Raw genomic sequence first — 26,280 nt, forward strand, 5'->3', positions numbered from 1 at the left:
AGCATCAGATCGCACCGCGCAGATCTCGAATGAAGTCTTCGAGAATTCTGGATGGAAGGCGATTTGGCGGGGTGATCAGAAGCGTGCGGAAATGCAGCGCAGGTTCGAAAGGCCTCAAGGTCAATCCTTGCCCTTCATATGGTTCAGCCGTCAGGGGGTTCACCAGTCCAATCCCGACGCCCGCAGCCACCATGGCGCAGATCGTCGTGGAATAGGGCGTCTCCATCACTGGGCGAATAGTCACCCCAGCACGGTGAAAGGCGATCTCTGCCTCACGTCTGGTTGTATCTTCGGGAGCAAGAGCAATAAAGGGTTGCCCCGCCAGATCGGCGGGACGAATGACTTTCAGAGCTTCAAGAGGGTGACCTTTCGGCAAGGCGACAGCCACGCGAAATTCGGCAAATTCCTCGATCTCGACGCCAGTGCGATCAATTTCGTCTGCAACGATACCAAGGTCGAACTGGCCCGACGCAACAAGATCGCGCACGTTCGAAGACATGCGTGCCTGAAATGTGACCGCGACGTTCGGGTTGCTTTTCATGAATGCCTGCAGTGCTCGCGGCAAGACGTTGGTCGAAAGCGCGGACAAGCACGCGATCCTGATCTCGCCAGAGCCATAGTCACGTATGCGTGCCGCCGCACCACGCAGATGGGTCAACCCCAGAAACGCTTGCTCGACCTCGCGGAAGAAAAGCTGGCCTTCCTGAGTTGGATGCAGGCGTCCTTTGATCCGCTGGAAGAGATCGAAGCCAAGGGATCGCTCCAGTTCCTGGATCATCTTGCTGACCGCAGGTTGGGAGACATGGAGAACTTCTGCGGCGCGAGCAGTTGTGCCGTTTGTCATGACCACCCGAAATATCTCGACCTGCCTCAGATTCATTCAAAACCCCGTTTCACGGCCATAACTCCAGAGAATAGAAATAGCGCAAAGTCCAATATTTGTAATTGGTTTTCTTGCGTTTTGGAGCCTTCAGAAAGTCCTACTCATGAATGATCTTACACAATGTGTTCTTACGCCCGAGGTACCGACGAAGGGGTTTGATCCACTCGGCGTGGGGGTGCACCGTGCTTCCACGATCGTATTCAAGGACGCAGCTGCCTATGCTTCACGCGGAGAGCGTGGGCATGAAGGATATTCCTACGGGCTGTACGGCACACCAACAACGCGCACACTTGAAGCCAAATTGACAAGCCTGGAAAACGGCTTCTGGAGTTTTCTCACGCCTTCGGGACAATCCGCAAATGCTCTGGCAGTTATGCCTTTTCTCGCGGCGGGAGATCACATTCTGATCGCTGACACAGCCTATCCGCCCATGCGGGATCTGGCCGAAACGGATTTGCGACGCCTTGGTGTCGACATCGAGTTTTTCGATCCGCAATCGCCTGAAGACGTGGCAGCTAAAATGCGAACATCGACGAAGATCGTCTGGTGCGAAAGTCCGGGTTCGACCACGATGGAAATCCTCGACCTTCCCAAGATTGCGTCGATTGCCCATGGATATGGCGCTCTGGTTGGCGTTGATAACACCTGGGCGACCCCGCTCAATTTCAAGCCACTCGAGCATGGCGCTGACATTGTGACGGAGGCGCTGACGAAATTCGTGTCGGGTCACTCCGACGTCTTGATGGGATCGATCACCATCAAGGATGAAGCGCTGCTGAAACCCATCCGCTCACTGATTGGAAGAATGGGGATCGGCGTTTCGCCCGATGATGCCTCTTTGGTGTTGCGCGGTTTCGAAACTCTTGGTGTGCGACTGCGGCACTCGGAACGAGTAGGCCTTGATTTCGCGCGTAAGATCGAACGTCATCCCTTGGTGCAGCAAGTTCTGCATCCTGCCCTTGAAACATTTCCGGGTCATGCGCTCTGGAAACGAGACTTTCTCGGTTCCAGTGGCGTGTTCAGCATCGTTTTCACGCAAGAAGCCTCTGCTCACATTTCTGCGGCGCTCGATACATTGAAGGTTTTCGCCATCGGCGCGTCCTGGGGTGGAACGCGAAGCCTTGCTGCTCCCATGTCTATTGATGGCTTTCGCAGCGCGACAGCCTGGTACGGCCCAGATGTCATTCTCCGGCTCAGTATAGGCCTTGAGGATGAGGAAGAGCTGTGGGCCGACGTCGAGCGGCTGCTCGCGGACCTCGATACTCGCAGCCAAACATCAGCACAGGATGCATCCCTTGCAGCAGTCCACAAAGGCTGAAGCGAATTTTCACAGAAATGGGAAGGACAAGGCGTGCCAAATACAGACGATGTGTTGCGCGATATCGACGGCAATTTTGACAACACGCTACGCAAGCTGCTTGAACTTGTCTCAATACCTTCAATCTCCGGAGATCCGTCGGGTGATGAGGGTATCGCTCGTGCCGCCGAATGGCTTAAGCGGGAACTGTCTTCCATCGGTTTGACGGCGGATGTCGTGCAGACGAAAGGCCATCCTGTTGTTTTGGCAAAGTCCGTCGGTAATCCCAACGAGAAGCGTCCACGGCTGCTGTTCTACGGACATTACGACGTGCAGCCGATTGGTGATCTAAACCATTGGAAACATCTTCCTTTCGAGCCGCGCATCATCGAAGAGGACGGTCTTCATCGTTTTTACGGGCGAGGGACATCCGACAGCAAGAGCCAGCTCTGGACGTTCATCGAAGCTTTGAGGGCATGGAAACACACCTTCGGGGAGTTTCCCGCAGACGTTATCGTGATGCTCGAGGGTGAGGAGGAATGCGGGTCTCAAAGCCTGCCCGAATTCATTCAGGCGCACCGAGATGAACTGGCCTGCGACGTCGCCTTCATTTGTGATGCGGAGATGTGGTCGGCATCGCAGCCAGCTATTACTACGCAGCTCAAGGGACTGGTGCATGAGCGTGTGACGATATCGGCTCCAAACCTTGATCTGCATTCAGGGCATTATGGGGCGGTTGCTGCCAACCCTATCCGGATAATGGCAGCCATTCTGGCCGGGCTGCACGACGATCATGGGCGCGTTGCCATTGATGGCTTCTATGACGGAGTGGAAGAGATCCCGGACGCCGTTCGGCTGCAATGGCGACGGCTGGCGCAGGAGCCGGGTCTGTTGGGAGATGTTGATCTCGCAGGTGGTCTCATGGAGGACGGTTACTCACCTCTTGAGGTCATGTGGGGCCGTCCGACGGTCGATATCAATGGTATCACCGGAGGCAATCAAGGGCCGGGTGAGCGTTCCGTCCTGCCCGGATCCGCAACCGCGCGCCTGTCATTCCGGCTTGTCGCAGGACAGTCGCCGGAAACGATCCGCAAGCGCTTTCGCAACCATATCGAAAGCAGACTACCGGAAGGGTGCCTTGTAGAGTTTGAAGGTCACGGTGGTAGTTCCGCTGTCGTGTTGTCGCAGGAAAGCCCCTATCTGAAGGCAGCAGCGCGCGGGTTGGAGAAAGAATGGAAGACGCCTGCTGTTCTCCGAGGAACGGGAGGGGCGATACCACTGGTCGAACAATTGAGCGAGGCCCTTGAGACGGAATGTGTGGTGATCGGTTTTATCCTCCCGAGTGATGCCATCCATGCACCTGACGAGCGCTACGATAGCGAGCGTCTTCGCCAGGGTGCCCGAAGCTGGATTCGGATTTTCGAGGAGATACAATTACAGAGCGATGGCAAGGCGTAAGACACAGATGACATCAGCCCAGCCAGAAACAACAGTAACGCCATCCCTGCCGTCTCGCCTTGAGAAAGATGCACTCGGCACTCGGCTGATGCCGGATAATATCGTCTACGGAATTCAGACCGCGCGTGCCGTCGAAAACTTCTCGATTTCGGGCCGCACCATTGCCGACATCGAGGGATTTGTGCCGGCAATCCTTGTGATCAAGCAGGCGGCAGCACGCGCCAATCAACGTGCGGGTAAGTTGGAGCCGCGGCTGGCCGACGCCATAGAAGCTGCCGTGATGAGTTGTCTGGCCGACATGCGCGGCCAAGATTTTCCCGTCGATATCTACCATGGCGGAGGCGGCACTGCAGCCAACATGAATGTGAATGAGGTTGTTGCAAACCGGGCCAGTGAAGTCCTGACCGGCAAGTTAGCGCCGGACCCTGTGCATCCCAATACGCATGTCAACATGAGCCAATCGACGAACGACGTCATACCGTCTGCCATGAAAATGGCGATTGGCGGAGAGCTGCACGCGCTAAAGCATATGCTGGACGAACTCGTAAACGCCATATCGCAAAAAGAACTGGAATTTGCAGGTGCAGTCAAACTTGCCCGCACCTGTCTACAAGACGCGCTGCCGATAACATTCTCGCAGCAGTTTTCCGGCTATCGTGCGGCATTGCAGCGCCAGGCAGAAGAGCTGCTGGTTCTTGAAAATGCATGTTTGGGATTACCGCTCAGCGCGACGGCAGTTGGCACGGGGTTTGGGGCCTCCAAGCAATATCGGGAGTTCGTGTTCGAAGAGCTACAGGCACTCTCCGGTAAACGCTATCACCTGGAAGCCAACCTGTTCGATGCCCTTCAGAATGCGGACTTCTGGATACGCGTTTCTTCAGGATTGAAGGCGATTGCGGTGACCCTGTCCAAGTTTGCAGCCGATTTACGGCTCATGTCGTCGGGCCCTCGCGCTGGTTTTGGCGAAATCACCTTACCATCGGTGCAGCCCGGTTCGTCCATCATGCCCGGCAAGGTTAACCCGGTGATGCCTGAGATGATCATGCAGGTCGCCTTCCGGGTGATCGGCAATGATGCCACCATAACCCGCGCAGCAGAGGGTGAACTCGATCTCAACGTCTGGGAATCCATTATTCTCGAGAGCTTGAGCGAGTCCGTTCGGCTGATGCGACGAAGCATACCGCTTTTCGTCTCCGGTTGCGTGGCTGGCATCGAGATCAACCCCGCACGTGGCGCGGCAGACGCGTCCTCATCCCTTGCGCTCTCGACGGCGCTCGCTGAAATATTCGGATATCCTGCAGCATCCGCCGTTGCAAAACACGCTGAAACCCACGGCATGCCTATCTCAGAAGCGGCCGTCGAATGCGGGCTGATGAATGCGCGAGACGCAGGCCGTCTATTCGGCGACGTGTCCATCTACGCTGAACTAGAAAAGAGCGAGAGCATTCTCGATGACCTCCGTGGATCGCGACCGGCACCATGATGCGAAGCCTCATTCACCACGGAAAGCGCAATGTCTGACATGGATGCGCGGCCTATGAAAACGTTATCCTTACCTTTTCTTCGGCTATGGATTGGAAATACAGCCTCTGGACTGGCCACGTGGGCGTTGCCATTCGTGCGTGGCCTCGTTGCGATGGAAAGCACGATGAGCTCGACGGAGTTAGGCCTCTCGCTGGCTGCCCGCACAGTCGGTTTTCTGATCGCCGTTCCTCTTGCTGGTATTTTGTCGGATAGACATGGTCCGCGGCGTATCGTTTTGGTGTCGGGTCTCGTCGGTGCTGTCAGTATTCCCATTATCGTCTCGGGTCTATCCGATTACAGCCCGGCAGCTTCGATCTTGCTTTTGGTGGGGGCAGCCGTCGTTGGTTTGGGCCAAGGCGCTTGTCGGCCTGCCTATCAAGCGATGATCCCCGAAATCGTGACAGTAGACCATCTGCAAGCGGCAAATGCGGCTATGAGCATATCTGTCCGGGTGACGAGTTTGGTCGGCCCGGCGGCAGTCAGCTTTATCACCCTGGCGTTCGGTACAGGTGCTGCCTTCACCACCATCGCTGCTCTCTGGCTCGTCAGCGCTGTGGTTCCCCCACGCGGTAGGGTTTCGTCCAGAGCCAGCAGTTCGAGACGTAACATTCTCTCCGAGTTTCTCGTCGCTGTTGAAGAAGCGAAAAGGCATCCGTGGTTCGTAGCTGGGCTCGCGACACTTACGATCGTCATCGCGACAGGCTATTCGGTGACTGCCGTTCTCGTTCCAGCGATCAGTCAGCAGGTCTCTGGCGGCGCGATGCTGATGACAGAAACGGCAACAGCATTCATGATTGGTGCTCTCTTTGGTGCGCTGCTTGCCACGAAATGGAAACCTGTCAACAGGGGGTGGACCGCACTCGCCGGACTTTCGCTATACGGAGTTGTTCCGTTTAGTCTTCTTGCCGCGGAGTCAATGATTGTTCCGATTTTTGCATTCTTTTTGGCCGGGGTCGGTATCGAAATATTCAACGTGCCATGGTTTACTTCGGTTCAGACGGAAATTCCGCAAGATCGGCTAGCCCGCGTCTCGTCGCTGGATTTTCTATTTTCCTACGGACTCGCACCGGCAGGGCTGGCACTCATGACCCCGCTTGCAGATACATTCGGGCGGGATGCAGTTCTGGTTTCCAGCGGCATTATTTGTCTCGCAGCCCCTGCTGTAGCGATGTTAATTCCGACAACACGGCATTTTTCACCCACAAAGTAACGGCGCCTATCGATCGAAGGCGCCGTTCTTTTCATGAACGCGAGCCGCTATAGAGAGAGTTCCGAGCGGCCTTTTCGGCGGCAGCCTTCGCATCGTCCATTGCAGGTTTTTTCTCCGTCCGTCAGAACTTTCGTACGGCAAATCTGACCAGGACATGTTCCTGGTGCGCGTCAATCCGGCCTTCGCATACCAGCCCGATGGTCACACCTTGATGAGGGCGACATCTGATGACTGGGTATCCAGCTTCAATGTCGACACCCAACTCGGGGCGAAGTTTGAAACCGGTGTGGTCGATCATACGACATTGTTCAGCGTGGATTATCTGAAAGCAAAATCCAGCACGAACTATGGCAATACCGGCCCCGGTGCCGTTGTCCCTCCGCTGGATTATTTAAACCCGGTATACGGAGAGGAGGAGGGTTCCCGGTGCCTTCCAGCGCTCAAGGCTGCAGAGCCAAGATCGAGGGTGCCTTTCCGCCTTTCAATTCTATCGATTCCAATAAGCAGCTCCAAGGCTTTGACGTGGACATAGCCAAAGCGCTTTGTGAGACCGCAAAGTTGAAATGTGAATTCGTTATCCAAGAGTGGACTAGTATAATTCCTGAACTAATCGCAAATAACTATGACGCTATCGCCTCATCAATGTCGATGAGCGCTGAAAGGCGCAAACAGGTCGCGCTTTCAGAAAAGTATTACAACAGCCCATCGGTTTTTATCGTGCGCAAAGGAACCGCCATCTCCGGAACCCAGGTGAATGATCTAAAGCACCTCCGTCTCGGGGTGACAGCTGTAACCTCCCAAGAGGCTTACGCCAAAAAGTTCTATGGCGGTGTACCTACAACGGTTTTTCATGCGTCGCCGGACCTTTACAAGGCCTTGGTCGACGATAGCGTCGATATCATCCTGGAGGACAAACTGGCAGTCTACGATTGGCTGGCTAACACCAAAGCTGGTAGCTGCTGCGAGTTCAAAGGACCCGATATTTTGAACACCGAATTTCTTGGCGATGGAGCCGGTATCGCGGTGAGGACTTCCGATACGCAACTGCTCGAGAAATTTAATGCCGCGCTCAAAAGCATTCGAGCGGGTGACACCTACGATACGATCAATGCTAAGTATTTCCCGTTCAGCATTCGGTGAGCTGCTTGATGGAGCATCTCGACCTAAAAACGGTGGACGCCGCCCCCATGGCGACGATGCAAAGGGACTGCTCGGACAAAAGCGAGGGTGCCTGCGAAAAATAGTGTCTCCCAGAGTAAGCATCATGGGGTGTTTTAATCGCTTAAAGCGACCGTTGGCGATATAGCAGAACGCCTCCTGAGAGAGCACGAGCAGCCAAGGACTAAAGAAATGTAACTTCATCTTTTGCCTTGAGCTTGGCCACTCCAATAAGGGCTCCAGCATTGTCAGAAGACGCCGACATTATTTTTTCAACGGCTACATCATCCGCAAAAGTGGGCTGACTGCCGAGTAGTAGTGCTCAGCTCCCTGCAAAAGAGCGGGCGCTCCGCAGAGGATTAGGCGCAAGCGAGGGCCTGAAGCCCTCGCTTGATTGGTTATCGTGTCATGCTGAGCCTAATCAGAACTCTTCCCAGCTGTCAGTTGCTGCTGCTGCATTGCCGCGGCCGGCAAAGGCCTTGGCAATCTTGCCAACCATCCCGCGGACCGGTGACGCGGCGGGCGTCGAGCGGTGGGAGGCTACCATCACAGATGCCGTATTGTGCAGCGCGGAGGCTTGAGTGGTGGCATTGGATACGCTGCCTTGGCCGAGCTGGAACTGGCTGATCAGTTCGCGCAGGCGGCCGGCTTCGGCTGCAAGAGTGGCGCCGGCTGCGTTGGCTTCTTCCACCATAGCAGCATTCTGTTGGGTCACCTGGTCCATCTGGTTGACGGCGGTGTTGACCTCGGCCAGGCCTACCGACTGTTCGCGTGACGAGGTAGCGATCGAGTCCATGTGCTGGTTGATCGTGACGATATGAGCTTCGATGGAGCGAAGCGCTTCGCCAGTGTCCTTGACGAGCTTGACGCCGGCGCTGACTTCTCCTGAGGACTTCCCGATTAGGTCCTTGATTTCCTTGGCAGCCTTGGCCGAACGTTGTGCCAGTTCGCGCACTTCCTGCGCGACCACTGCAAAACCCTTGCCGGCTTCACCGGCGCGAGCCGCCTCGACACCGGCATTGAGCGCCAGCAGGTTGGTTTGGAACGCGATGTCGTCGATGACGCCGATTATGTTGGAGATCTGGCCCGAAGATTCTTCGATACGGCCCATCGCATGCACAGCATTGGCAACCACAGCACCGGACTGGCGGGCGCTTTCGTTCGCCTGGATGGCGACGGTACGGGCCTCTTCGGCACGCTTCGACGAATTGCCGACATTGACGGTAATCTGATCCAGCGCCGCGGCGGTCTCTTCCAGTGCAGCGGCCTGCTGTTCGGTGCGCTTTGACAGATCGTCTGCGCTGTTACTGACCTCGCGCGAACCGCTGTCGATCGAGCTGGCTGCCTCAGAAACCGAGCCAAGCGTGCCGCGCAGCTGCTCAACAGTGGCATTGAAGTCGGCGCGGAGGCTTTCGAAATCGGCAGCGAATGGACGGGTGAGCTGGAATGTCAGGTCGCCGGATGAGAGATGCTTGAGGCCGGTTGCAAGGCCGTTGGTCGCTTCGGCCATGGCTTCAGCACGGACGCGCTGTTCCTCAGCGTTCTGGCGACGCTGCTCCTCGGTCATATTGCGCTGCTCGTCAGCCTGGCGCTCCAGTTCCTTAGTCTTAAGGGCATTGTCCTTGAACACCTGTACGGCGCGCGCCATGGCGCCAGTCTCGTCCGGACGGTCCTCGCCTTCAATTTTGGCAGATAGGTCTCCAGCGGCCAACCGTGACATCGTGCCGGTCAGGCGGCCGATGGCATTCCCGAGTGACCTTGCGAATAGCAAAAAGGCGGTGAGGGCGATGATCGAAGTGAGGACGGTGACGCCGAGCATGGTCCACAAGGCGGTACGGGCTTCAGCGGTAATCGCCGTGGCGTCGGTACCGATTTCGAAGACGCCGATCGTTTCTCCGGTAAACGAACTGAAGGGGACTGCTTTGATAAGCATGTCGCGGCCTTCGAGCACAGTTGTTTCAAAGACGGGTTTGCCGTCAAAGGCGGCCTGGATCTGTTCTGGAGGCAAAAGTGCCTTGCCGTTCTCCGTCGATGACTGGTTCACCAGCTTTCCTTCGGAGAGCACATTCACGGAAATCTCTGCACCCAGCCTCTCAGCCAAGGGCGTAAAATAAGCATTCGACAACTCCGTACCAACGTCAACGACACCGACGACGTTGCCGTTCACGAGGACGGGCGCAACCGCGTAAATGCCGATGCCAGTTCGCCCTGGCTCGATTCCGGCGGCAACCTTTCCAGTTGAGACAGTTGATGCGACAGTTTTACGGCGAGCCAAGTAGTTGTCGCCGAATTTGTCTGGCGCGTGGGCCCGTGCGATTACGTTGCCTTTAGCGTCTGCAATGGTAATGTTTTGCAGCCCACCGATTTGCGCCACCGATTTGATGTTAGTAGAAAACTTCTCAAGAAGACGTTGTCGATCGTTCGTGCCAATGTATCCAGCAATGTCAGGCTCACCTGCGAATGCCAGCGCAAGCGCCGAAGCGGAACGTTGAATGGCGGCCATATCGGTCTGTATGACGTTGAGATCACTATCTGCCTTGCTCTGCAGTGCTTTATCGTTCATGTCAGCTTGGCGGTACCAGGCTAAGCCTCCAATAGCGGCGCTTGCAAAAAGGACAGCGGCAAAGCCGTAACCCGTGATCTTGATCCAAAGCGGTTTTCGTACAGTTTCTGCAGTCATTGGAATGCCCCCCGGCAATATGAGATTTGTCTGCGGGGACAATCTGCAAAAAGACTAAATTTTTCATAAAAATTGCTTTATTAGAGAATAAAATTCTTGGTTCAGCTTCGTTTCGCTATCATCTCCAAGTAATGACTGCTTGCCGAAGATCTGAGGCGAGGTTCGTACCTCATCAAGAAAAGCACGGTTCGAATCGAACTTATTAAATCGCCGACTGCCTAATGAACAGGTTGGTGTATCTGAAGATAAAAATGTTTAAATCTGTACGATTGCTGAATTCACTGAAGTCCGATCCTGGTCCAAATCGCCATCGGCAATTGCAAAATTTTGAGGCAAGTTCACTTTCCCTCGTTTCCAAGAAACAGTAAAGCAATGGCATATTAGGTAGTGGTTATGGTGCCGGCCAGATTGAGGGACATTCATTGACATCATCATTTTCAGCTGTGATTGCTCAATCTGGTCTAGCGGGTCAGCGCATAGCAACGTTTGATTGGTCGCAGACATCGCTTGGCGACATGGCCACCTGGCCCGAGATCGTTCGCTCGACGGTGATGCTTGTCTTAAAGTCGCCACTTGCGATGACGACCCTTTGGGGATCAGAGGGCATCCTCATCTACAATGACGCCTATGCCGCCTTTGCAGGCAGTCGTGATCCGGCTCTTCTAGGTATGAGAGTGCTGGAAGCATGGCCGGAAGCCGTAAATTTGAACAGCACCGTTCTCAAAACCTGTCTGGCGGGCGAGACCTTGTCCTACAAGGATCAACCGCTCATTCTGTATCGTGAAGGTGAGCCGGATGAGGTCTGGGTCGACCTGGACTATTCACCGGTCCTGGACGCGGAGGGGAACCCAGTTGCAGTTCTCGCGGTTGTCGTCGAGACCACCGATAAGGTTTTGTCGGAGCGATGGCTGAGCGGGGAACACGATCGACTGCGCCTGCTGTTCGATCAGGCCCCAGGGTTCATGGCAATCCTGCAGGGCCGCGATCATGTCTTCGACATCATCAATCCGTCCTATCTACAATTAGTTGGACATCGGAATATTGTGGGACGGTCCGTTCGCGATGCCCTGCCGGAAGTTGCGGGTCAAGGTTTTCTGGATCTGCTGGACAATGTGTATACAACCGGCGAAACTTTCACGGGCAAGGCTTTACGGGTCAATCTTCAGCGTGAGCAATCATCTGCCCCGGAAGAGAGATATGTAGATCTCGTCTATCAACCGATCCGCGATCGTCGGGGAAATATCACCGGGATATTTGCCCAAGGAACCGACGTCACGGAAAGGGTTGTTGCCGAAGCTGCGCTGAAGCTCAGCAACGCTCGAAATCGCCAGATTCTCGACAGCGCCGTAGATTACGCCATCATCGCCTTTGATACGGACGGTAAGGTGACGCGCTGGAACACGGGCGCTGCAACGATTTTTGGCTGGACGGAGGAGGAAATCCTTGGCCGTGACGCTGGGAGAATTTTCACACCAGCCGATCGCGAAATCGATCGCATCGCGACGGAAATGGGGCTCTCGATCAAGAATGGCTCGGCCAACGATGAGCGTTGGCATATCCGACGATCCGGTGAAGTGTTCTGGGCAAGCGGGGAAATGTCTCCGCTCCTTGATGATGCGGGCAATCTTGTGGGGTTTGTCAAAGTTCTCCGCGACCGGACGGAAGAACACCGCGCAACCGAGAAACTGAAACGAACCGAACAAAGGTTGCGTCGCGCCCAGGAGGCAGGTGGGGTCGGCATATTTTCGATTTCCGTCAACGATGACGTTCTTGACGTGTCTCCTGAGTTCTGTCGCCTGTTCGGTGTCGAACACATGGAAAACGTCTCGGCAAAAACCGTTGAAGGCCTTGTCGTGCCGGAAGATCAGGACAAGGTCTCCCACGCTGAGACCCGAAATGCGCAGACCGCGTCGCTCGATGTGCAATATCGCATCAAACGAGCGGATAATGGCGAAGAACGGATCATCGCCCGCAAGGCGGAGTTCGAGTACGACGCCGACGGCAAGCCGGTCCGGCTCGTCGGTGTCGTGCAGGACGTGACCGAGCGGGATAGGGCCGTTCTGGCTTTGCGCGCCAGCGAAGCGAGGTTCAAGGCGTTTGCACAGGCGATGCTGAACCATGTCTGGACTGCAACGCCCGATGGCTTGCTCGATTGGTTCAATGAGCGCACATATGCTTATTCCGGCGCTGCGGAGGGCGAGCTTGATGGTCGAGCCTGGACGAGCATCGTTCATCCCGACGACATCGATTCTGCAGGTATGCAGTGGTTGGAGGCTCTGACTACCGGCTTCGTTTACGAAGCAGAATTTCGCCTCCGCCGCCATGATGGTGTCTATCGCTGGCATCTGGCCCGAGCCGTCCCAATGCGAGACGACAAGGACCAAATCGTCCGCTGGGTCGGCACGAATACTGACATCAATGACCTTCGAGCAACGCGCGAGGCGCTCGACAAGCTTACAACCCATCTGGAGCAGCAGGTGGAGGAACGCACCGCCGACCGCGACCGCATGTGGCGTCTTTCCACCGAGATCATGCTGGTTGCTGGCATGGACGCCAAGATTATTGCTGCAAATCCCGCAATGCTCGCCATTGTGGGTCATGCGGAGCGTGAGGTCCTCGGACAGTCGTTCATGGATTACGTCCATCCCCTGGACCGCCAAGCTACGCTTGATGAAGTCGTAAAGCTTGCCCAAGGCATTCGCACGCTGAAATTCGTTAATCGCTACCGCGGCGAGGGCGGTGTCTACCGGACGATCTCCTGGACCGCAGTTCCGGACGACAATGTCATTCATGCCGTCGGTCGCGATGTCACGGCGGAACTCGAGTCAGCCCAGCAACTACGGACGACCGAAGTCGCCCTTCAGCAGGCGCAGAAGATGGAGTCTATCGGCAATCTCACCGGCGGGGTGGCTCATGATTTCAATAATCTACTACAGGTCGTTTCCGGGAATCTGCAACTGCTTTCCAAGGAAGTGTCTGGCAATGAACGGGCAGAGAAGCGGATCTCCAACGCGCTCGACGGGGTCAACCGCGGCGCAAAGCTTGCCAGTCAACTCCTGTCTTTTGGTCGTCGCCAGCCACTGGAGCCGAAGGTCATCAATATCGGCAGGCTTATTGTCGGGATGGATGAATTGCTTAGACGATCATTGGGAGAGGCCGTCGAGATCGAGACCGCTGTTTCTCCCGACCTTTGGAACATCCAGGTCGATCCGACGCAGGTTGAAAATGCTTTGCTCAATCTAGCGATCAACGCCCGTGATGCGATGAATGGATCGGGCAGGCTGACCATCGAGGCCAGCAACACCATCCTAGATGGCTCCTATGCAAAGGGAAATCCGGAGGTCCAACCGGGCGCGTATGTGATGCTTGCCGTCAGCGATACCGGATCAGGTATGGCTGCTGACATCGTTGCCAAGGTATTTGAACCGTTCTTCTCGACCAAGCCTGAGGGCAAGGGGACAGGTCTTGGACTGTCTATGGTGTTCGGCTTTGTGAAGCAGTCTGGCGGCCATATCAAGATTTACAGCGAGGTCGGCGAGGGCACGAGCATCAAGCTCTATTTTCCGCAGGCATTGTCGGACGAAGACCTGATCGTCGATATGGACGTTGGCAAGATAGAAGGCGGAAACGAAACGATTCTGGTTGCGGAGGACGATGAGGCTGTTCGCGCAACGGCTGTCGAATTGCTCCGTGATCTCGGTTATAACATAATTACTGCGAAAGACGCCGAGAGCGCTCTGGTTGTGCTTCAAAGCGGCGTCCATGTCGACTTGCTATTTACCGACGTCGTCATGCCCGGTTCACTGAAGAGCCCGGAACTTGCGCGGATAGCACGGGAGAAAAACCCTTCGCTATCGGTGCTGTTCACATCCGGATACACCGAGAACTCTATCGTGCACGGTGGGCGGCTTGATGCGGGGGTGCAGTTGCTGTCGAAGCCATACACCAAAGAAGCCATGGCTCGTAAAATCCGACACGTGCTTGCTAACCAGGCTCAACGAGAACAGTCACTCTCGGCGACACGCCAAGCGTTGAAAGAAGAGATACCGCAGACCATTCTGAACATCCTGCTGGTGGAAGACGACGTCCTAATACGTTTAAACACGGCCGACATGCTGGAAGACATGGGACATAAGATCACGGAAGCCGGTAACGGCAACCAGGCTTTGGATATCTTGAAGACCGGCAGTTTCGACGTGCTCTTCACAGACGTTGGGCTTCCCGGAATTTCTGGAATCGATTTGGCAAAGGGTGCCAGAGAGCAGTTTCCCGACCTCACCGTGATTTTTGCCACCGGTGATCCCAACGTTCCGACATTGAAAGGCACCGGGAAAACCAAGGTGCTATTAAAGCCTTACCAAGAAGAAGACGTGCTTTCTGCACTCTCGAAAGATCCAGAACGGTGACTCTGTCTTTGACAACCTTTTAACTGGCAAAGATGATTCGTTTGTCGGACGTAGAGTGTGACGACTGATCTCTCGATTTTTCACAAGGCTTAACTGCCATCTCCGATTACCGAATGTCCTGGCCGCTAGAGGGATAGGGCTAGCGGCCAAGAATCCATCAAATCATGATCTCGCCGCCGGTTACCGGAATAACCGCTCCTGTCATATAGCTTCCGAGATCCGATGCCAGCAGCACGTAAGCTCCGGCGAGTTCTGCGGGCTGTCCGGCACGCTTCAAAGCGTCTGCTCGCCGAATTTCACAGCCTTGTCGGCCGGCATCGTGGAGGGCATTAGCAGCGTCCAGATCGGCCCCGGCGCGACCGCATTCACGCGAGTGCCTTTGCCCACCAGCATTTCGGCCAGACCCGCGGTGAAGTTTGAGATCGCTCCTTTGGTGGACGCGTATGCAATAAGCGGGGACGGCTGCCGCGACTGGATTGAAGTAGTATTGATAATCGAGCTGCCAGGCTTCATGTGAGGGGCAGCAGCCTTCGACAGGAAGAACGGCGCGTAAATGTTGGTGCGGAAGGTTTCGTCCCATTCCTCTGCTGTGATGTCGGCAATGTCGCCGTAGGTTCGCTGAAATGCGGCGTTGTTCACTAGGATGTCGATACCACCGAGTTTGTCGACGGTGCCTTGGACAAGGCCCTTGCAATGGTCCTCGGATTTGATGTCACCCGGAACGACAATCGCTTTGCGTCCGGCTTCCTCGACCAATCTCGCGGTATCGCGAGCGTCGTCGTCCTCGTTAAGATAGGACGATGTCGGCACCTTCCCGAGCGAATGCAATTGCCACAGCCTTGCCGATCCCGGAGTCAGATCCAGTTATAAGGGCGACTTTTCCTGTTAGCCTACCGTTCCCCTTATAGGACTGTTCGCCGTGGTCCGGGACAGGTTCCATCTTGGCTGTCTTGCCCGGTGGCTCTTGTTGCTGTTCTGGATATGGCGGGGTAGGGCGTCGCTTATTGTCCAATCTTGTCTTCTGTTTCGGGTTCAGGGCGGTACATCATGACGGGTGCTCCGTGTTCCGCTAGAATGATTTTCATTTCGATCGGGAACAGCATTTCGGTCTTGACCGGGATCGCTTTCCAAACGCCAGTCCGGCAGAAGCCGTTCGATACCCACGGGATTGACGACGGTGCCTGAGAGAGGATATGGGCGCCGACCTGGCACCCTTCTCCAGCACCATCACCGACAGGTCCGGATTGACCTGCTTCAGCCAAAACGCCGCCGACAAACCGGTCCGCCGCCGACGCTCGCGACGTTGAGCTCCATGCTCTCCCGTTGGGAACGGCGCCCTCCGTCAAAGCGTCTTTTTGATTTCCGGCAGTGCTTCGAAGAGGTCGGCGACGAGGCCGTAGTCGGCGATCTGGAAGATCGGGGCCTCCTCGTCCTTGTTTATGGCGACGATGACCTTGGAATCCTTCATGCCGGCGAGATGCTGGATGGCACCGGAAATGCCACAGGCGATGTAAAGATTGGGGGCGACGACCTTGCCTGTCTGTCCGACCTGCCAGTCGTTCGGCGCATAGCCGGCATCGACTGCAGCGCGCGAGGCGCCGACGGCGGCGCCGAGCTTGTCGGCAATCGGCAGGATAAGCTCCTGGAATTTCTGCGCTGAGCCGAGCGCCCTGCCGCCGGAGATGATGATCTTCGCAGACGTCAGTTCCGGACGGTCGGAGGCCGAAAGTTCGTCTTTAACGAAGGTCGAGAGACCGGAGCTTGCTGCTGCCGAAATGGTTTCGACCGATGCTGACCCACCCACCGTTGCTGCAGCAAAGGAGGCGGTTCTGACAGTGATCACCTTCTTGATGTCTACGGACTGAACCGTCTGGATGGCGTTGCCGGCATAGATCGGACGCTTAAAGGTATCGGGCGAGACGACTTCTGTGACTTCCGAGATCTGCGCGATGTCGAGCAGGGCTCCGACGCGCGGTAGGACATCCTTGCCGGTCGAGGTTGCGGCGGCAATGATCGTGTCGTAACTGCCTGCCAGGGAGACGATCAGGTCGGCCAGCGGCTCGGCCAGATTGTGGGCGAGGTCGTCGCTTTCGGCAAGCAGGACCTTGGAGACGCCTGATAGCTTGGCAGCCGCATCGGCGGCTGCCTTGGCACCCTTGCCTGCGACCAGCACATGCACATCGCCGCCGATTCTCGCAGCAGCCGTCAGTGCCTTGGCGGTCTGGTCGGAAAGGGTTGCGTTGTCGTGGTCAGCCAGAAGAAGAATGGCCATGATCGTTATTCCTTTTTCGAACCTTAGAGGACGCCAGAGATCTTGAGGTTGTCGACAAGCTCGGCGACCGAGGCGACCTTTACGCCGGCCTTGCGGCCGGATGGCTCCTCGGTGTTCATTACCTTGAGGCGCGGGGTGCTGGAGACGCCGAAGTCGGCAAGCGTCTTCTTGTCGAGCGGCTTCTTCTTTGCCTTCATGATGTTCGGAAGCGACGCATAGCGCGGCTCGTTGAGACGTAGATCGGTGGTAACAACAGCTGGAAGCTTGACGTCGATCGTCTGCAGGCCGCCATCGACTTCGCGGGTCACGGTTGCCTTGCCGTCGCCGATCTCGATCTTCGAGGCGAAGGTCGCCTGGGCGGCGCCAAGCAGGGCCGCCAGCATCTGGCCTGTCTGGTTGCTGTCGTCATCGATCGCCTGCTTGCCGACAATCACGAGACCCGGCTGTTCGACATCGGCGACGCCCTTTAGGATCTTGGCAATGGTGAGTGGCTCGAGAGCATCGTCGGTCTCGATGAGGATGGCGCGGTCGGCACCCATGGCGAGCGCGGTGCGCAGCGTCTCTTCGGCCTTAACCGGGCCGATCGACACGACAACCACTTCCTCTGCCTTTCCGGCCTCCTTAAGGCGAAGCGCCTCTTCCACCGAGATCTCATCGAACGGGTTCATCGACATCTTGACGTTGGCGAGTTCAACTCCCGTGCCGTCAGGCTTGACGCGGATCTTCACATTGTAATCAATCACCCGCTTGATTGGGACAAGTATACGCACCGTCTTTTCTCCTACTCGGCAAGTTCACGAGCGATTATTAGACGCTGAATCTCGCTGGTACCCTCGACTATCTGAAGTACCTTCGCCTCGCCAAGCAAACCGGAGACTTCGAATTCCTCGAAAATGCCGTATCCGCCGTGCACCTGAAGCGCGACATCTGCTGCTTCCGATGCAAGCTCGGAGCAGAAGAGCTTGGTCATGGACGTCTCGGTTCGAAATTGCTGATTGTCATCAGAGAGTGACGCCGAATGCCGAACCATCAGCTCCCCAGCGTGTATTTTGGTCAAAACGTCTGCAATCGGAAAAGTTAGGCCCTGGTTCTCAAAGATCGGTTTCCCACCGACCCGTCGCTCAGCTCCGTAGTTCTTCGCGAGATCCATCGCCTTTCGGGACAGTCCCAGACCTGTGGCGGCAACAAGGATGCGACCGATGCTGAGTGTTGTTAAGATCTGCTTTAGGCCGTCGCCTCTGTTCCCGACAATCTGGTCTTTTGAAACTCGGCAGTTGTCAAAGAAGAGTTCGACCGAGTCGGCAATCCTCCAGCCAATTTTTGCGCCCGGCTTGCCGACCGAAAAACCTGGCGTTCCCACCGGGACGATGAAGGTCGATAGCCCTTTCGGACCGCGCTCGGGATCTGTGACGGCGACGACGGTCGAGAGGCCATGCAGGGGGGTTCCAGCATTGGTGGAGAAAATCTTAGAGCCGTTGAGGATGAAGTGATCGCCATCTTCGGTGGCTTTCAATTTAATGCTCGCGACGTCCGACCCGCCGCTCGGTTCTGTGACACCAAAGGAAGCAATCATTTCACCACGGCAGAGCGGAGCCAGCCATTTCTGCTTTTGCTCGTGCGATCCAAACCGCGATATCACCGTCATTGGCGCGCTGTTGCAAAGGAAAATTGCGGCGAAGCCCGGTTCTACGCGTGCAAGGGCTTCGGCGACGATAGCTGCTCCTTTTGCGCCGAGACCTGACCCATCATATGCCGGGTCATAGGCGGTACCCATAAAACCCAGCGAGAAGAACTGCTTTACGAGATTTGTTGGAAATTCGTGCTTGCGAACGAAGTCGCGAATCTGTTCGCGGAGAGCGGTCTCGGCGAAATCCTCGACCGCCTCTTTGAGCAGTCGTTCGTCATCGGTTAAGTCAAGTAGTGACATAGTTAGCCTCCCAATTGAAAGAGTTCGGCGTCCATCGGACGCAAGTCATGCGCAACGTCGAACGCGAAATCGATCTGATCGATGATGTCCCGATTGAGGTCCGCACCTGGAGCGATCTCCGTGAGGACGAGCGTTTGGCCGTAGAGCTTAAATACGGCCCGCTCTGTAATGATGGTCGCTTCCTGGCCCCGTTCTGAGATGCCTCGGGAGAGCGGATAGGTGATTTGGTCGACTTTCTGGACGAACTTTTTGATCCGTCCTTCTTTGCGAATCTCGATGCCCGCGTCAGAAACCAAGACATCAAGTCCCGAAGTGGTTAGCGTCCCCACAAAAACGAGCCGTTTTGCGTTAGTTGCTATATCTATGAAGCCGCCAGATCCGGGGCTAAAGCCGGAGAATTTGCTGACATTGATATTCCCGACCTGGTCAAGTTGCGCAAACGACAGGGCGGCAAACGCACAGCCGCCGCCGTCGATGAAGTCGAACTGAGAAGGGCCATCTATTAGCGCCTCGGGATAAAGATTGGCGGAAAACTGCCATCCGCTCATCACGATCCCGCCAAATACGCCGTGTTCGGTCGTATGGCGATAGCGGCGGATGCCGCCGTCATTAAACTTGCCTCCGTCAGCGAGAACTAGAGGGATATTGGTCGCCGCGCCAAAACCGAAAATGGAGACCTCGCCCTCCTTCAACTCATGTGCTGCTCGTCTCGCAATCACCTTGTCGATACCCGCGGGGTATAGAGCGCTGAAGCTCGAAGGATCGAAGGAGCCACCGAGATAGCGAGCATCGAAGTCGACATCTGTTGTCATTTGCCCTTGTGCAACGACGATGTAGTCGACAAGGGCCGCAGGAATATTCATGTTCGCCGCCGGCATCAGGCCGGCCGGCACAATCTCGCTCACTTGAGCAATCACTTTGCCGCCGGAGGCTTTCACTGCGAGGGCCAGGGCAAGGGTGGCGGATTGGAGCGGTTCATTGCAAAGAGACAGATTGCCGAGCTCATCTGCGAAGCTTGCGCGCAGGAGGGCGACGTTCAACGGGAACGTCGGATAGAAAAGGTATTCCTTTCCGTCGAATTCCCGCAGCTGAACGAGATTGTCTTTCGTGCGCGAGTTCATCTTGCCGCCTTCTTGGCGGGGGTCGATAAAAGAACCGAGGCCCACTTCAGTGAGATATCCGGGGCCGCGTCGAGCAACTTCGCGAAGCCAGTGCATCGTAGCACCGATCGGCCATGCGTAGGCTTCCACCTCGTTCTCAATGATCATTCGCATCATTTCCGCGCGACGACCCGTTCGGGGGTTGAGCGGATTGATGAAGTTCCCGCCAATCACACGCTTCAGCAGCCCTGGGACGGCTACGTGGTCCATCCCCTTGATCTCAAGAGCATCACCGACGCCAACCGGGAAATAAAAGGTAAGATTGCCGGGGCCGTTTTTGGTGAGGAAATTGTGAGCAATACCCTCAAGCAAGTGATCCGGAACTAGCCATCCAATAACACCGACAGAGCCTACAGTATCACCATCACGGATGACTGACAAAGCTCGGTCCAGATCGACAATCTCAGACATCGTGTCGAGCCTGTTTGGGCTGGCGGAAGCGATCGAATGTCTTTTGGGCATCGCTCGAAGTTGCATTCTCACAAAACAGTCGATTGGCCTCGAAGTCCATCGTCTCGGATTTCTCCATCGCGTAGGTAGAGAAGAACCTTTTGGTCGCCTTGACCGCGGGTCCAGGAAGCTCGCCGATGCGCCGCGCCAGGGCGGTCGCATACTCGGTCGTTTTCCCGGGATCGGTTACGTAGTCAACCAGGCCCAGTCGTCGTGCTTCGTTGCCGTCGAGCGAGTCTAGGCCAAAGCAAAGTCTGCGTGCCTCCACCAAGCCGACGCGGTTAATAATCGAGCTGATACCCCACGGTGTCAGCCAACCGATCGGAACTTCTGGAAGGCTCCATTTTGCATCGGTACTCGATACGACGAGATCGCAACATGTGGCGAGCGTAAACCCACCACCAATGGCGAAGCCCTCCACCGCAGCGATTACAGGCTTGTCAATGAAGCCGATCAGACGCCCGAGGTCGCCGCATTCCTGTTCGAATCGACTGATCTGGCGAATGTCCATCTCGCTGATATATTTCAGATCGCTTCCCGCGCAGAATCCTGGCTCTGCACCCCGAAGAACGAGCGCGGAAATCTTTTGATCGTCGGCGAAGCACAGCAATGACTTACGAACTCCTTCGACCAGATTTTGGTCCATTGAGTTTCTTCGGAAAGGCCGCTGTAGGGTGATTGTGCCGACGGTTCCTTCGATCCCAACCTCAACAGACTCGTTTCCCTTCCACAGATGGACTTCCATATCTTTGATCCTTGTTCGCTGCATCACATGGAAAGACGCGTTTCTCGGAGAAACGCAATTTGTAAAATGTTTGTAGTATCCTACTAGGATACAGTCAACAGCTTTGTAACGTGCTACGTAGGTTTTAGCGCGGGCCGGACGGTGCCGCTGCCAATAATTTGGAGGGCAGATGCCGCAAAAATCTGAACCTGGTGCGCAAGATCCGGTAGAATCCCAAGCGGAATCTGCTCATCGCAAGCTTGAGGAGTTGATTGTCACGCTTGAGTTGCCACCGGGAAGCAAATGGAGCGAGGAAAGTTTGGGAGAGTTGATCTTGATCGGCAGAACCCCGGTGCGCGAGGCGGTTAAGCGGCTCCAAAGTGACTCGCTTCTGCGAATTATACCCAAGCACGGCGTGATGGTGGCGGAAATCGACCTACAACAACAACTACTAGTTATTGAGCTTCGCCGGGAACTCGAGCTCTTCATAACTCGCCGCGCCACGCGAAGAGCTTCGTATGAAGAGCGGGTGGCTCTTAAAGAAATGGCCGAGGCTATGGAAACGGCTGGTATATCCGATGTCCACTCGTATCTCCGCCACCTTTTCGACGTGAACCGAACCGTTGCTCGGCTGGCTGGAAATCCGTTTGCGGAAAAAGCGATTTCGCCGCTCTTAGCGCTTTCGAGGCGGTTCTATTTCAAGTTCTATCCTGAGCTGCGCAACCTTGAGGTCGTCGGCCGACTTCACGCAGCGCGCGCTCGCGCGATCGCTGAGGAAAAGGAAGATGAGGCCCTAGCGATCGCGACAAGCCTCATGAACGTCGTGGAAGAGTTCACGCACAAACTCTTCTACAAGAGTGTGGGCGTGTTGAAGCGATAACTCGCCAAAGCAATTGGCGGCGGCTGGACGCCGCCGCCGCGCGACCTATTGGGAGATTTGCTCTAGGGAAAGACCCTTAGTCTCAATTCCCATGATCCAGATGGTCAGAGCCGCAACGACGAAGCAAATGGCTCCTCCAATGAAAATGCCGCCCTGGCCTATCACAGGCAAAAGAACGCCTATCCCCAGCGGACCAATGATAGAGCCGAGCCGACCGACCGAGGACGCGACCCCCGCTCCGGTCGCGCGCGTTCTCGTCGGATAAAGTTCCGGTGTATAGGCGTAGATGATGCACCACATGCCGAAGAAGAAAAACTGCATCGCAGCGCCCGCAAGGACGACCTGCTCAACAGGAAGTTTCAGTGAGGCACATTGACCATATACGTAAGCGCTGGCAGCACATCCAAACAGCATCACGACAGCCGCTTTCTTGCGCCCGGCCCATTCCAGAAACCATGCCGCAAAGATGAAGCCTGGTATGCCCGCTGCGGACATGATGACGGTGTAGATGATCGATTTCGAAACCTCGTAACCGGATTCCTGAAGGAGCGCGCCCAGCCAGGATGAGAGCCCGTAGTAACCGACCATCGTAAAGAACCACACTGTCCATATCATGAACGAACGCTTGCCATATGTCTTGTTCACGAGTTCGGACAGCGTTGTCAGAACTCCCAGGTTCCTGCCCGACACGAGGTCCACGTCGGCCGTGATTTCGTCGACAGCAACAGCGGGGAGTTCCGCGCCCTGGAGGCGCTTGCGAACTTGATCTTCAATTTGCGAAATCACGCGATTTGCATCCTCTCGCCTCCCGTGACTTTCAAGCCAACGAGGCGATTCCGGCACGAAACGCCGGATGACCAGCAACGCAGCCGCTGGTACCGCCAGAATGATGAATACTCCTCGCCAGGAGACCAAGGGCAATGTGAAATATATCAAGATGCCGGCAAAGACATACCCGACAGGAAGAAATCCCTCCAAAATTGCAGCATATTTGCCGCGTTGCTGCGATGGTATGAATTCGGACACCATTGCCAAAGCGACCGGAAGCTCCATTCCCATGCCGACACCGAGGATAATTCGGTAGATAAAGAGGTCGTTGTAACCTGACGACAGTCCACAGAGCAGGCTCCCAAGGCCCCAGACGATCATGCTGACCTGAAAGACGGGTTTTCTGCCAAATCGATCCGCTGCAAGACCAGCGATCGACGCGCCAAAAAACATCCCAATAAAGCTTGCGCTTGCAACAAAGCCGGCCTGCGCTGTGGTTAATCCGAGGTCACTCTTGATGGACCCTAGCATGAAAGTCATCGCCGCCAGATCCATGGAGTCAAAGAGCCAGGCGGTTGCGATAATTAGAAAAATGAAACGTTGGTAGCCGGTGAGCGGTAGCCGCTCGAGTCTGGCAGCCACGGTCGGCTGCGCCTTTCGCGTCGTAATTGTCATGATTTTCCTCCCAAAGAAGTGCCACCCTGAGTCCCGAGGGCGGATCCCAGAACTATAATGTATTTGTAGTATCTTACAAGTGTCCAACGATGATCCATCGCGAGTGGATCGCTTCTTCATAGGGAGATGAACGCGTTTGTCGCTCCAGACTTGGGCTGCCTCGCATGAGCTCGTTCGTAGTTTGGGATTTCCCGCACCGGGACTGGCCTGACGCCTAATAATACGCCCAAGCGTGGAAGTTTTGCTCAGGGGATGCCGAAGTTAAATGGGTGGTCGCCGCTGCAGCATTGCATTGCTTCAACTTTGTCCGGAGCCGACAGCTCTGGACCAAGCATCACCTCGCCGCGCCTCATTCAGGACGCGATAGAGCGAACCATACCAAAGGAAGGATGGGGCTAAAGGCGCGGCCCGGCCGCTTTTGCGTTGATGCCAGGGGTCTACGAACAAAATACATTGTAATGTCAAATGTCTCGCTTCACCTTAACGCCATACCGGGCTGTAAACATCAAAACAGCACCGTCTACAGCTTCTTCCCTATCGGGCAGCTCACGTGTGGCTGCGCCGATCGACATGACATAGGGCCAGAAAGTCATCTCGAGGAGAAGGCCGAAGAACTGGTGGGCAGCGAGACTAGGATTGTTACAGGTCAACAATCCCTGCACGTCGAGACGCATGATTTCGCTAGTCAGAGAAGCGAGAAGCGGTCCCTTGCCGACTTTATAAAATTCGTGACCGATCCAAGCTGCGTGGCGGGATTCTGCGATTACCAATCGGGTGAAATCCACCTGTTCGAGGTTGTCAACGAAAGCCAGTGCCCGATCGGCAAAAATACGCAAAACTTCCGCGGCGGAGGCCTTCGGCGGAAAGGTTTCAGCTTCAAGGTCGCTGTGGCCTGCGATACTCGACCAATGGTCATTTAAAACGGCTTTGAAAATCGCCTCTTTGCTTCCGAAAATGTTGTAAAGCGTTTGCCGAGAGACGCTCGCCTTCTTCGCGATCGTATCAAGATTGACGCCATCGTAGCCCTTTTTAAGAAAGAGCTGGCGAGCTGCCTTTATGATTGCGGGCGTCGATCCATTTTCAGATTTGCGATGTTTCCGATCCATTTGGCTCAGGCAACCCTCTCCTCGCTTGTATTGTACAATATAGTACATCTTAACCGAATTAATGCAAACCAAGAGAAAGCGGGACTTTCGCCGTCACTAGCCCTTTTTCAAAATTTGGCTTTACAGTACAGTCTAATTTTGCAATGATGACATGAGACGAAATATGGTTCCGGCGCGTTCGATAAGGCTTACCGGCCGGTCCATCGCCTGCCGTTTCCCGATGAACTCATTTTGAGGAACCCGTATGCAATATGCAACTCAGCAGAAGATGGGACACTATTCGATCACCAAAATCAGCGAGCAAGAGCTGTTAAGCTTCGCTCCCGGGAAATTGTTTCCGGAGCTTGGAGAGCAAGCGGTCGATCCAGCTCTTTTTCCCCCCACGCTTTTGTCTCCGGCTGGCAATGCCCGCCTTAGTATCCATAGCTGGCTGATTAGTGACGGTAGTCAGAACATTTTAGTCGACACCGGAGCAGGTGCGAAGAAATCCAGGCCCTATGCGCCGTACTTCGATAGTCTGACCCCGCCTTTTCTCGAGCGGTTACAAGCGGCTGGGGTAAGGCCTGAAGACGTCGATGTCGTTCTGCTAACTCACCTCCATGTTGACCACGTGGGGTGGAACACGGTGTGGGATGGACAAATCTGGCGCCCCACCTTTCCGAACGCGCGTTATATTTTTAGCGCTGACGAATACAGGTTCTTCTCGGCGCCGGAAAATCAGATTGACCGCCACCGGACCAGCTTTATGGCGCGCGCAGACAGCGTCGACCCTGTCGTCGAGTCTGGACAGGCGATAATGGTTTCCGTTGACGGAAGCGAGGTGCTGCCCGGAATTCGTTATCTTCCAACACCCGGCCACAGCCCGTTCCACGCTTCTATTGCGGTCGAAACCGGAGAAGGTGTAGCGCTTTTTGCCGGCGACACCTTACACCACCATGCGCAGGTCCTGCGGCCAGACGTTAACTCCATATTCGATGCTGAACCTGAAAAAGCGCAGCAATCGCGCCTGCGTTTGCTGGAGTGGGCGAGCGTTCCACAAACGGTTCTCTTCGGTGCTCATCTGGCTGGCACATCCGTCATAAGGATCGCGAAAACGTCCGAGGGATATCGCTGGCGCGAGGCCTGAGGTCTCGCTTCCAGACGGGTTCGATAGCTATGCCAGTTACTCAATCTCTACCGCAATACGAGCTTTGGCGAACAATTTCTCGCCTTTGTGGTGTTTCCTGGCAGTGACGCCCGCTTTGGCCCCGTCGAAATTTTTCGTATGGCAGATGCCCACCCAGAGATCATCTGGTCATGGGGAGCGGTCTCGTTTCTCTTCCTGACGCTGCTGTTCGTCGTAATCATCGTCATTTCTCGCAGATCGTTCTGCTTTTTCGCGTCGTTTCATAGGGGGGCCGCCATGGAATATCCTCAAAGAGGTATTCATTGGAGCAAGCTGACCGCTCCGGAATTGAGCGCCTTGGCAAAGGACCACGCCGTTGTGGTTGTTCCGATTGGTTCTACCGAACAACACGGGCCGCATCTTGTAACGGGAACCGACCACGTCCTTGCAGCCGCTGTGTGCGAATGAGCGGCTAGGCAACTGGTAATTCAGACCTCCCTTGCGTGGTGACCCCTGGTCTGGACCGGTGTTGCGCACCACCATGCGGATTTCGGTGGCACCTTTACACTCAGCAAGGCGACATTCGCACGTCTGTCC

At 55.6% G+C, this 26,280-nt stretch carries 18 protein-coding genes and 2 pseudogenes; 9 read left to right on the plus strand and 11 right to left on the minus strand.

Annotated elements, in window-relative coordinates; genetic code table 11:
* Nucleotides 1-4: 4 nt before the first annotated feature.
* A complete protein-coding gene (locus ATO67_RS13690) occupies nt 5-880 on the minus strand; it encodes a LysR substrate-binding domain-containing protein (RefSeq protein WP_067649984.1) in 876 nt (291 codons plus the stop codon).
* A 106-nt stretch (nt 881-986) separates the two neighbouring features.
* Between ATO67_RS13690 and ATO67_RS13695 the strand changes: the two genes are divergently transcribed.
* From ATO67_RS13695 to ATO67_RS13715, 5 genes are all read left to right on the plus strand, one after another.
* A complete protein-coding gene (locus tag ATO67_RS13695) occupies nt 987-2,201 on the plus strand; it encodes a trans-sulfuration enzyme family protein (RefSeq protein WP_067649987.1) in 1,215 nt (404 codons plus the stop codon).
* A 33-nt stretch (nt 2,202-2,234) separates the two neighbouring features.
* The gene (locus ATO67_RS13700) at nt 2,235-3,638 is read left to right on the plus strand and encodes a M20/M25/M40 family metallo-hydrolase (RefSeq protein WP_067649990.1); all 1,404 of its coding nucleotides are present in this window, start codon (nt 2,235-2,237) and stop codon (nt 3,636-3,638) included.
* Between the two features lie 7 nt (nt 3,639-3,645).
* Nucleotides 3,646-5,121, plus strand: coding sequence for a lyase family protein (locus ATO67_RS13705; protein WP_067650668.1), 1,476 nt, complete (start codon nt 3,646-3,648; stop codon nt 5,119-5,121).
* Between the two features lie 54 nt (nt 5,122-5,175).
* Nucleotides 5,176-6,372, plus strand: coding sequence for an MFS transporter (locus ATO67_RS13710; protein ID WP_067650670.1), 1,197 nt, complete (start codon nt 5,176-5,178; stop codon nt 6,370-6,372).
* 426 nt (nt 6,373-6,798) lie between these two features.
* Nucleotides 6,799-7,512 carry an ABC transporter substrate-binding protein gene (locus ATO67_RS13715; RefSeq protein WP_245303979.1) on the plus strand — a complete coding sequence of 238 codons (714 nt, stop codon included), beginning with the start codon at nt 6,799-6,801 and terminating at the stop codon, nt 7,510-7,512.
* Nucleotides 7,513-7,951: 439 nt separating this feature from the next.
* Here the strand turns inward: ATO67_RS13715 and ATO67_RS13720 are convergent, their stop codons facing one another.
* Entirely contained in the window at nt 7,952-10,210 is a 2,259-nt protein-coding gene (locus ATO67_RS13720; protein ID WP_067649996.1) for a methyl-accepting chemotaxis protein, read from the minus strand.
* 422 nt (nt 10,211-10,632) lie between these two features.
* Between ATO67_RS13720 and ATO67_RS13725 the strand changes: the two genes are divergently transcribed.
* Nucleotides 10,633-14,616: a hybrid sensor histidine kinase/response regulator gene (locus tag ATO67_RS13725; RefSeq protein ID WP_067649999.1), complete on the plus strand. Its 3,984-nt coding sequence runs from the start codon at nt 10,633-10,635 to the stop codon at nt 14,614-14,616.
* Between the two features lie 157 nt (nt 14,617-14,773).
* Here the strand turns inward: ATO67_RS13725 and ATO67_RS23785 are convergent.
* The 7 genes and pseudogenes from ATO67_RS23785 to ATO67_RS13760 all read right to left on the minus strand — a co-directional run bounded on the left by ATO67_RS23785 (nt 14,774) and on the right by ATO67_RS13760 (nt 21,170).
* A pseudogene (locus tag ATO67_RS23785) lies at nt 14,774-15,426 on the minus strand (SDR family oxidoreductase).
* A 309-nt stretch (nt 15,427-15,735) separates the two neighbouring features.
* Nucleotides 15,736-15,930, minus strand: a pseudogene (locus ATO67_RS23870) (electron transfer flavoprotein-ubiquinone oxidoreductase); the annotation flags it as partial.
* A gap of 28 nt (nt 15,931-15,958) precedes the next feature.
* Nucleotides 15,959-16,888: an electron transfer flavoprotein subunit alpha/FixB family protein gene (locus ATO67_RS13740; protein ID WP_067650005.1), complete on the minus strand. Its 930-nt coding sequence runs from the start codon at nt 16,886-16,888 to the stop codon at nt 15,959-15,961.
* Between the two features lie 23 nt (nt 16,889-16,911).
* Nucleotides 16,912-17,658, minus strand: a complete 747-nt coding sequence (locus ATO67_RS13745; RefSeq protein WP_067650009.1) for an electron transfer flavoprotein subunit beta/FixA family protein — start codon at nt 17,656-17,658, stop codon at nt 16,912-16,914.
* A gap of 11 nt (nt 17,659-17,669) precedes the next feature.
* Entirely contained in the window at nt 17,670-18,815 is a 1,146-nt protein-coding gene (locus ATO67_RS13750) for an acyl-CoA dehydrogenase family protein (protein WP_067650012.1), read from the minus strand.
* 2 nt (nt 18,816-18,817) lie between these two features.
* The gene (locus ATO67_RS13755) at nt 18,818-20,386 is read right to left on the minus strand and encodes a CoA-transferase (RefSeq protein WP_067650015.1); all 1,569 of its coding nucleotides are present in this window, start codon (nt 20,384-20,386) and stop codon (nt 18,818-18,820) included.
* Complete coding sequence (locus ATO67_RS13760; RefSeq protein ID WP_082760291.1) at nt 20,379-21,170, minus strand: enoyl-CoA hydratase/isomerase family protein; 792 nt, start codon at nt 21,168-21,170, stop codon at nt 20,379-20,381. Before ATO67_RS13760 ends, ATO67_RS13755 begins: the two co-directional genes overlap by 8 nt.
* Before the next feature lie 169 nt (nt 21,171-21,339).
* Between ATO67_RS13760 and ATO67_RS13765 the strand changes: the two genes are divergently transcribed.
* Nucleotides 21,340-22,029 carry a GntR family transcriptional regulator gene (locus ATO67_RS13765; RefSeq protein ID WP_067650018.1) on the plus strand — a complete coding sequence of 230 codons (690 nt, stop codon included), beginning with the start codon at nt 21,340-21,342 and terminating at the stop codon, nt 22,027-22,029.
* 45 nt (nt 22,030-22,074) lie between these two features.
* Here the strand turns inward: ATO67_RS13765 and ATO67_RS13770 are convergent, their stop codons facing one another.
* Entirely contained in the window at nt 22,075-23,472 is a 1,398-nt protein-coding gene (locus ATO67_RS13770) for an MFS transporter (protein WP_067650021.1), read from the minus strand.
* Nucleotides 23,473-23,933: 461 nt separating this feature from the next.
* A complete protein-coding gene (locus ATO67_RS13775) occupies nt 23,934-24,626 on the minus strand; it encodes a TetR/AcrR family transcriptional regulator (RefSeq protein WP_158667360.1) in 693 nt (230 codons plus the stop codon).
* A 196-nt stretch (nt 24,627-24,822) separates the two neighbouring features.
* Between ATO67_RS13775 and ATO67_RS13780 the strand changes: the two genes are divergently transcribed.
* A complete protein-coding gene (locus ATO67_RS13780; protein WP_067650027.1) occupies nt 24,823-25,704 on the plus strand; it encodes an MBL fold metallo-hydrolase in 882 nt (293 codons plus the stop codon).
* Between the two features lie 138 nt (nt 25,705-25,842).
* Nucleotides 25,843-26,151, plus strand: a complete 309-nt coding sequence (locus tag ATO67_RS23520; RefSeq protein WP_067650029.1) for a creatininase family protein — start codon at nt 25,843-25,845, stop codon at nt 26,149-26,151.
* Nucleotides 26,152-26,280: the final 129 nt, after the last annotated feature.

The sequence above is a fragment of the Agrobacterium bohemicum genome, from assembly GCF_001562555.1.
Classification (GTDB): domain Bacteria; phylum Pseudomonadota; class Alphaproteobacteria; order Rhizobiales; family Rhizobiaceae; genus Agrobacterium; species Agrobacterium bohemicum.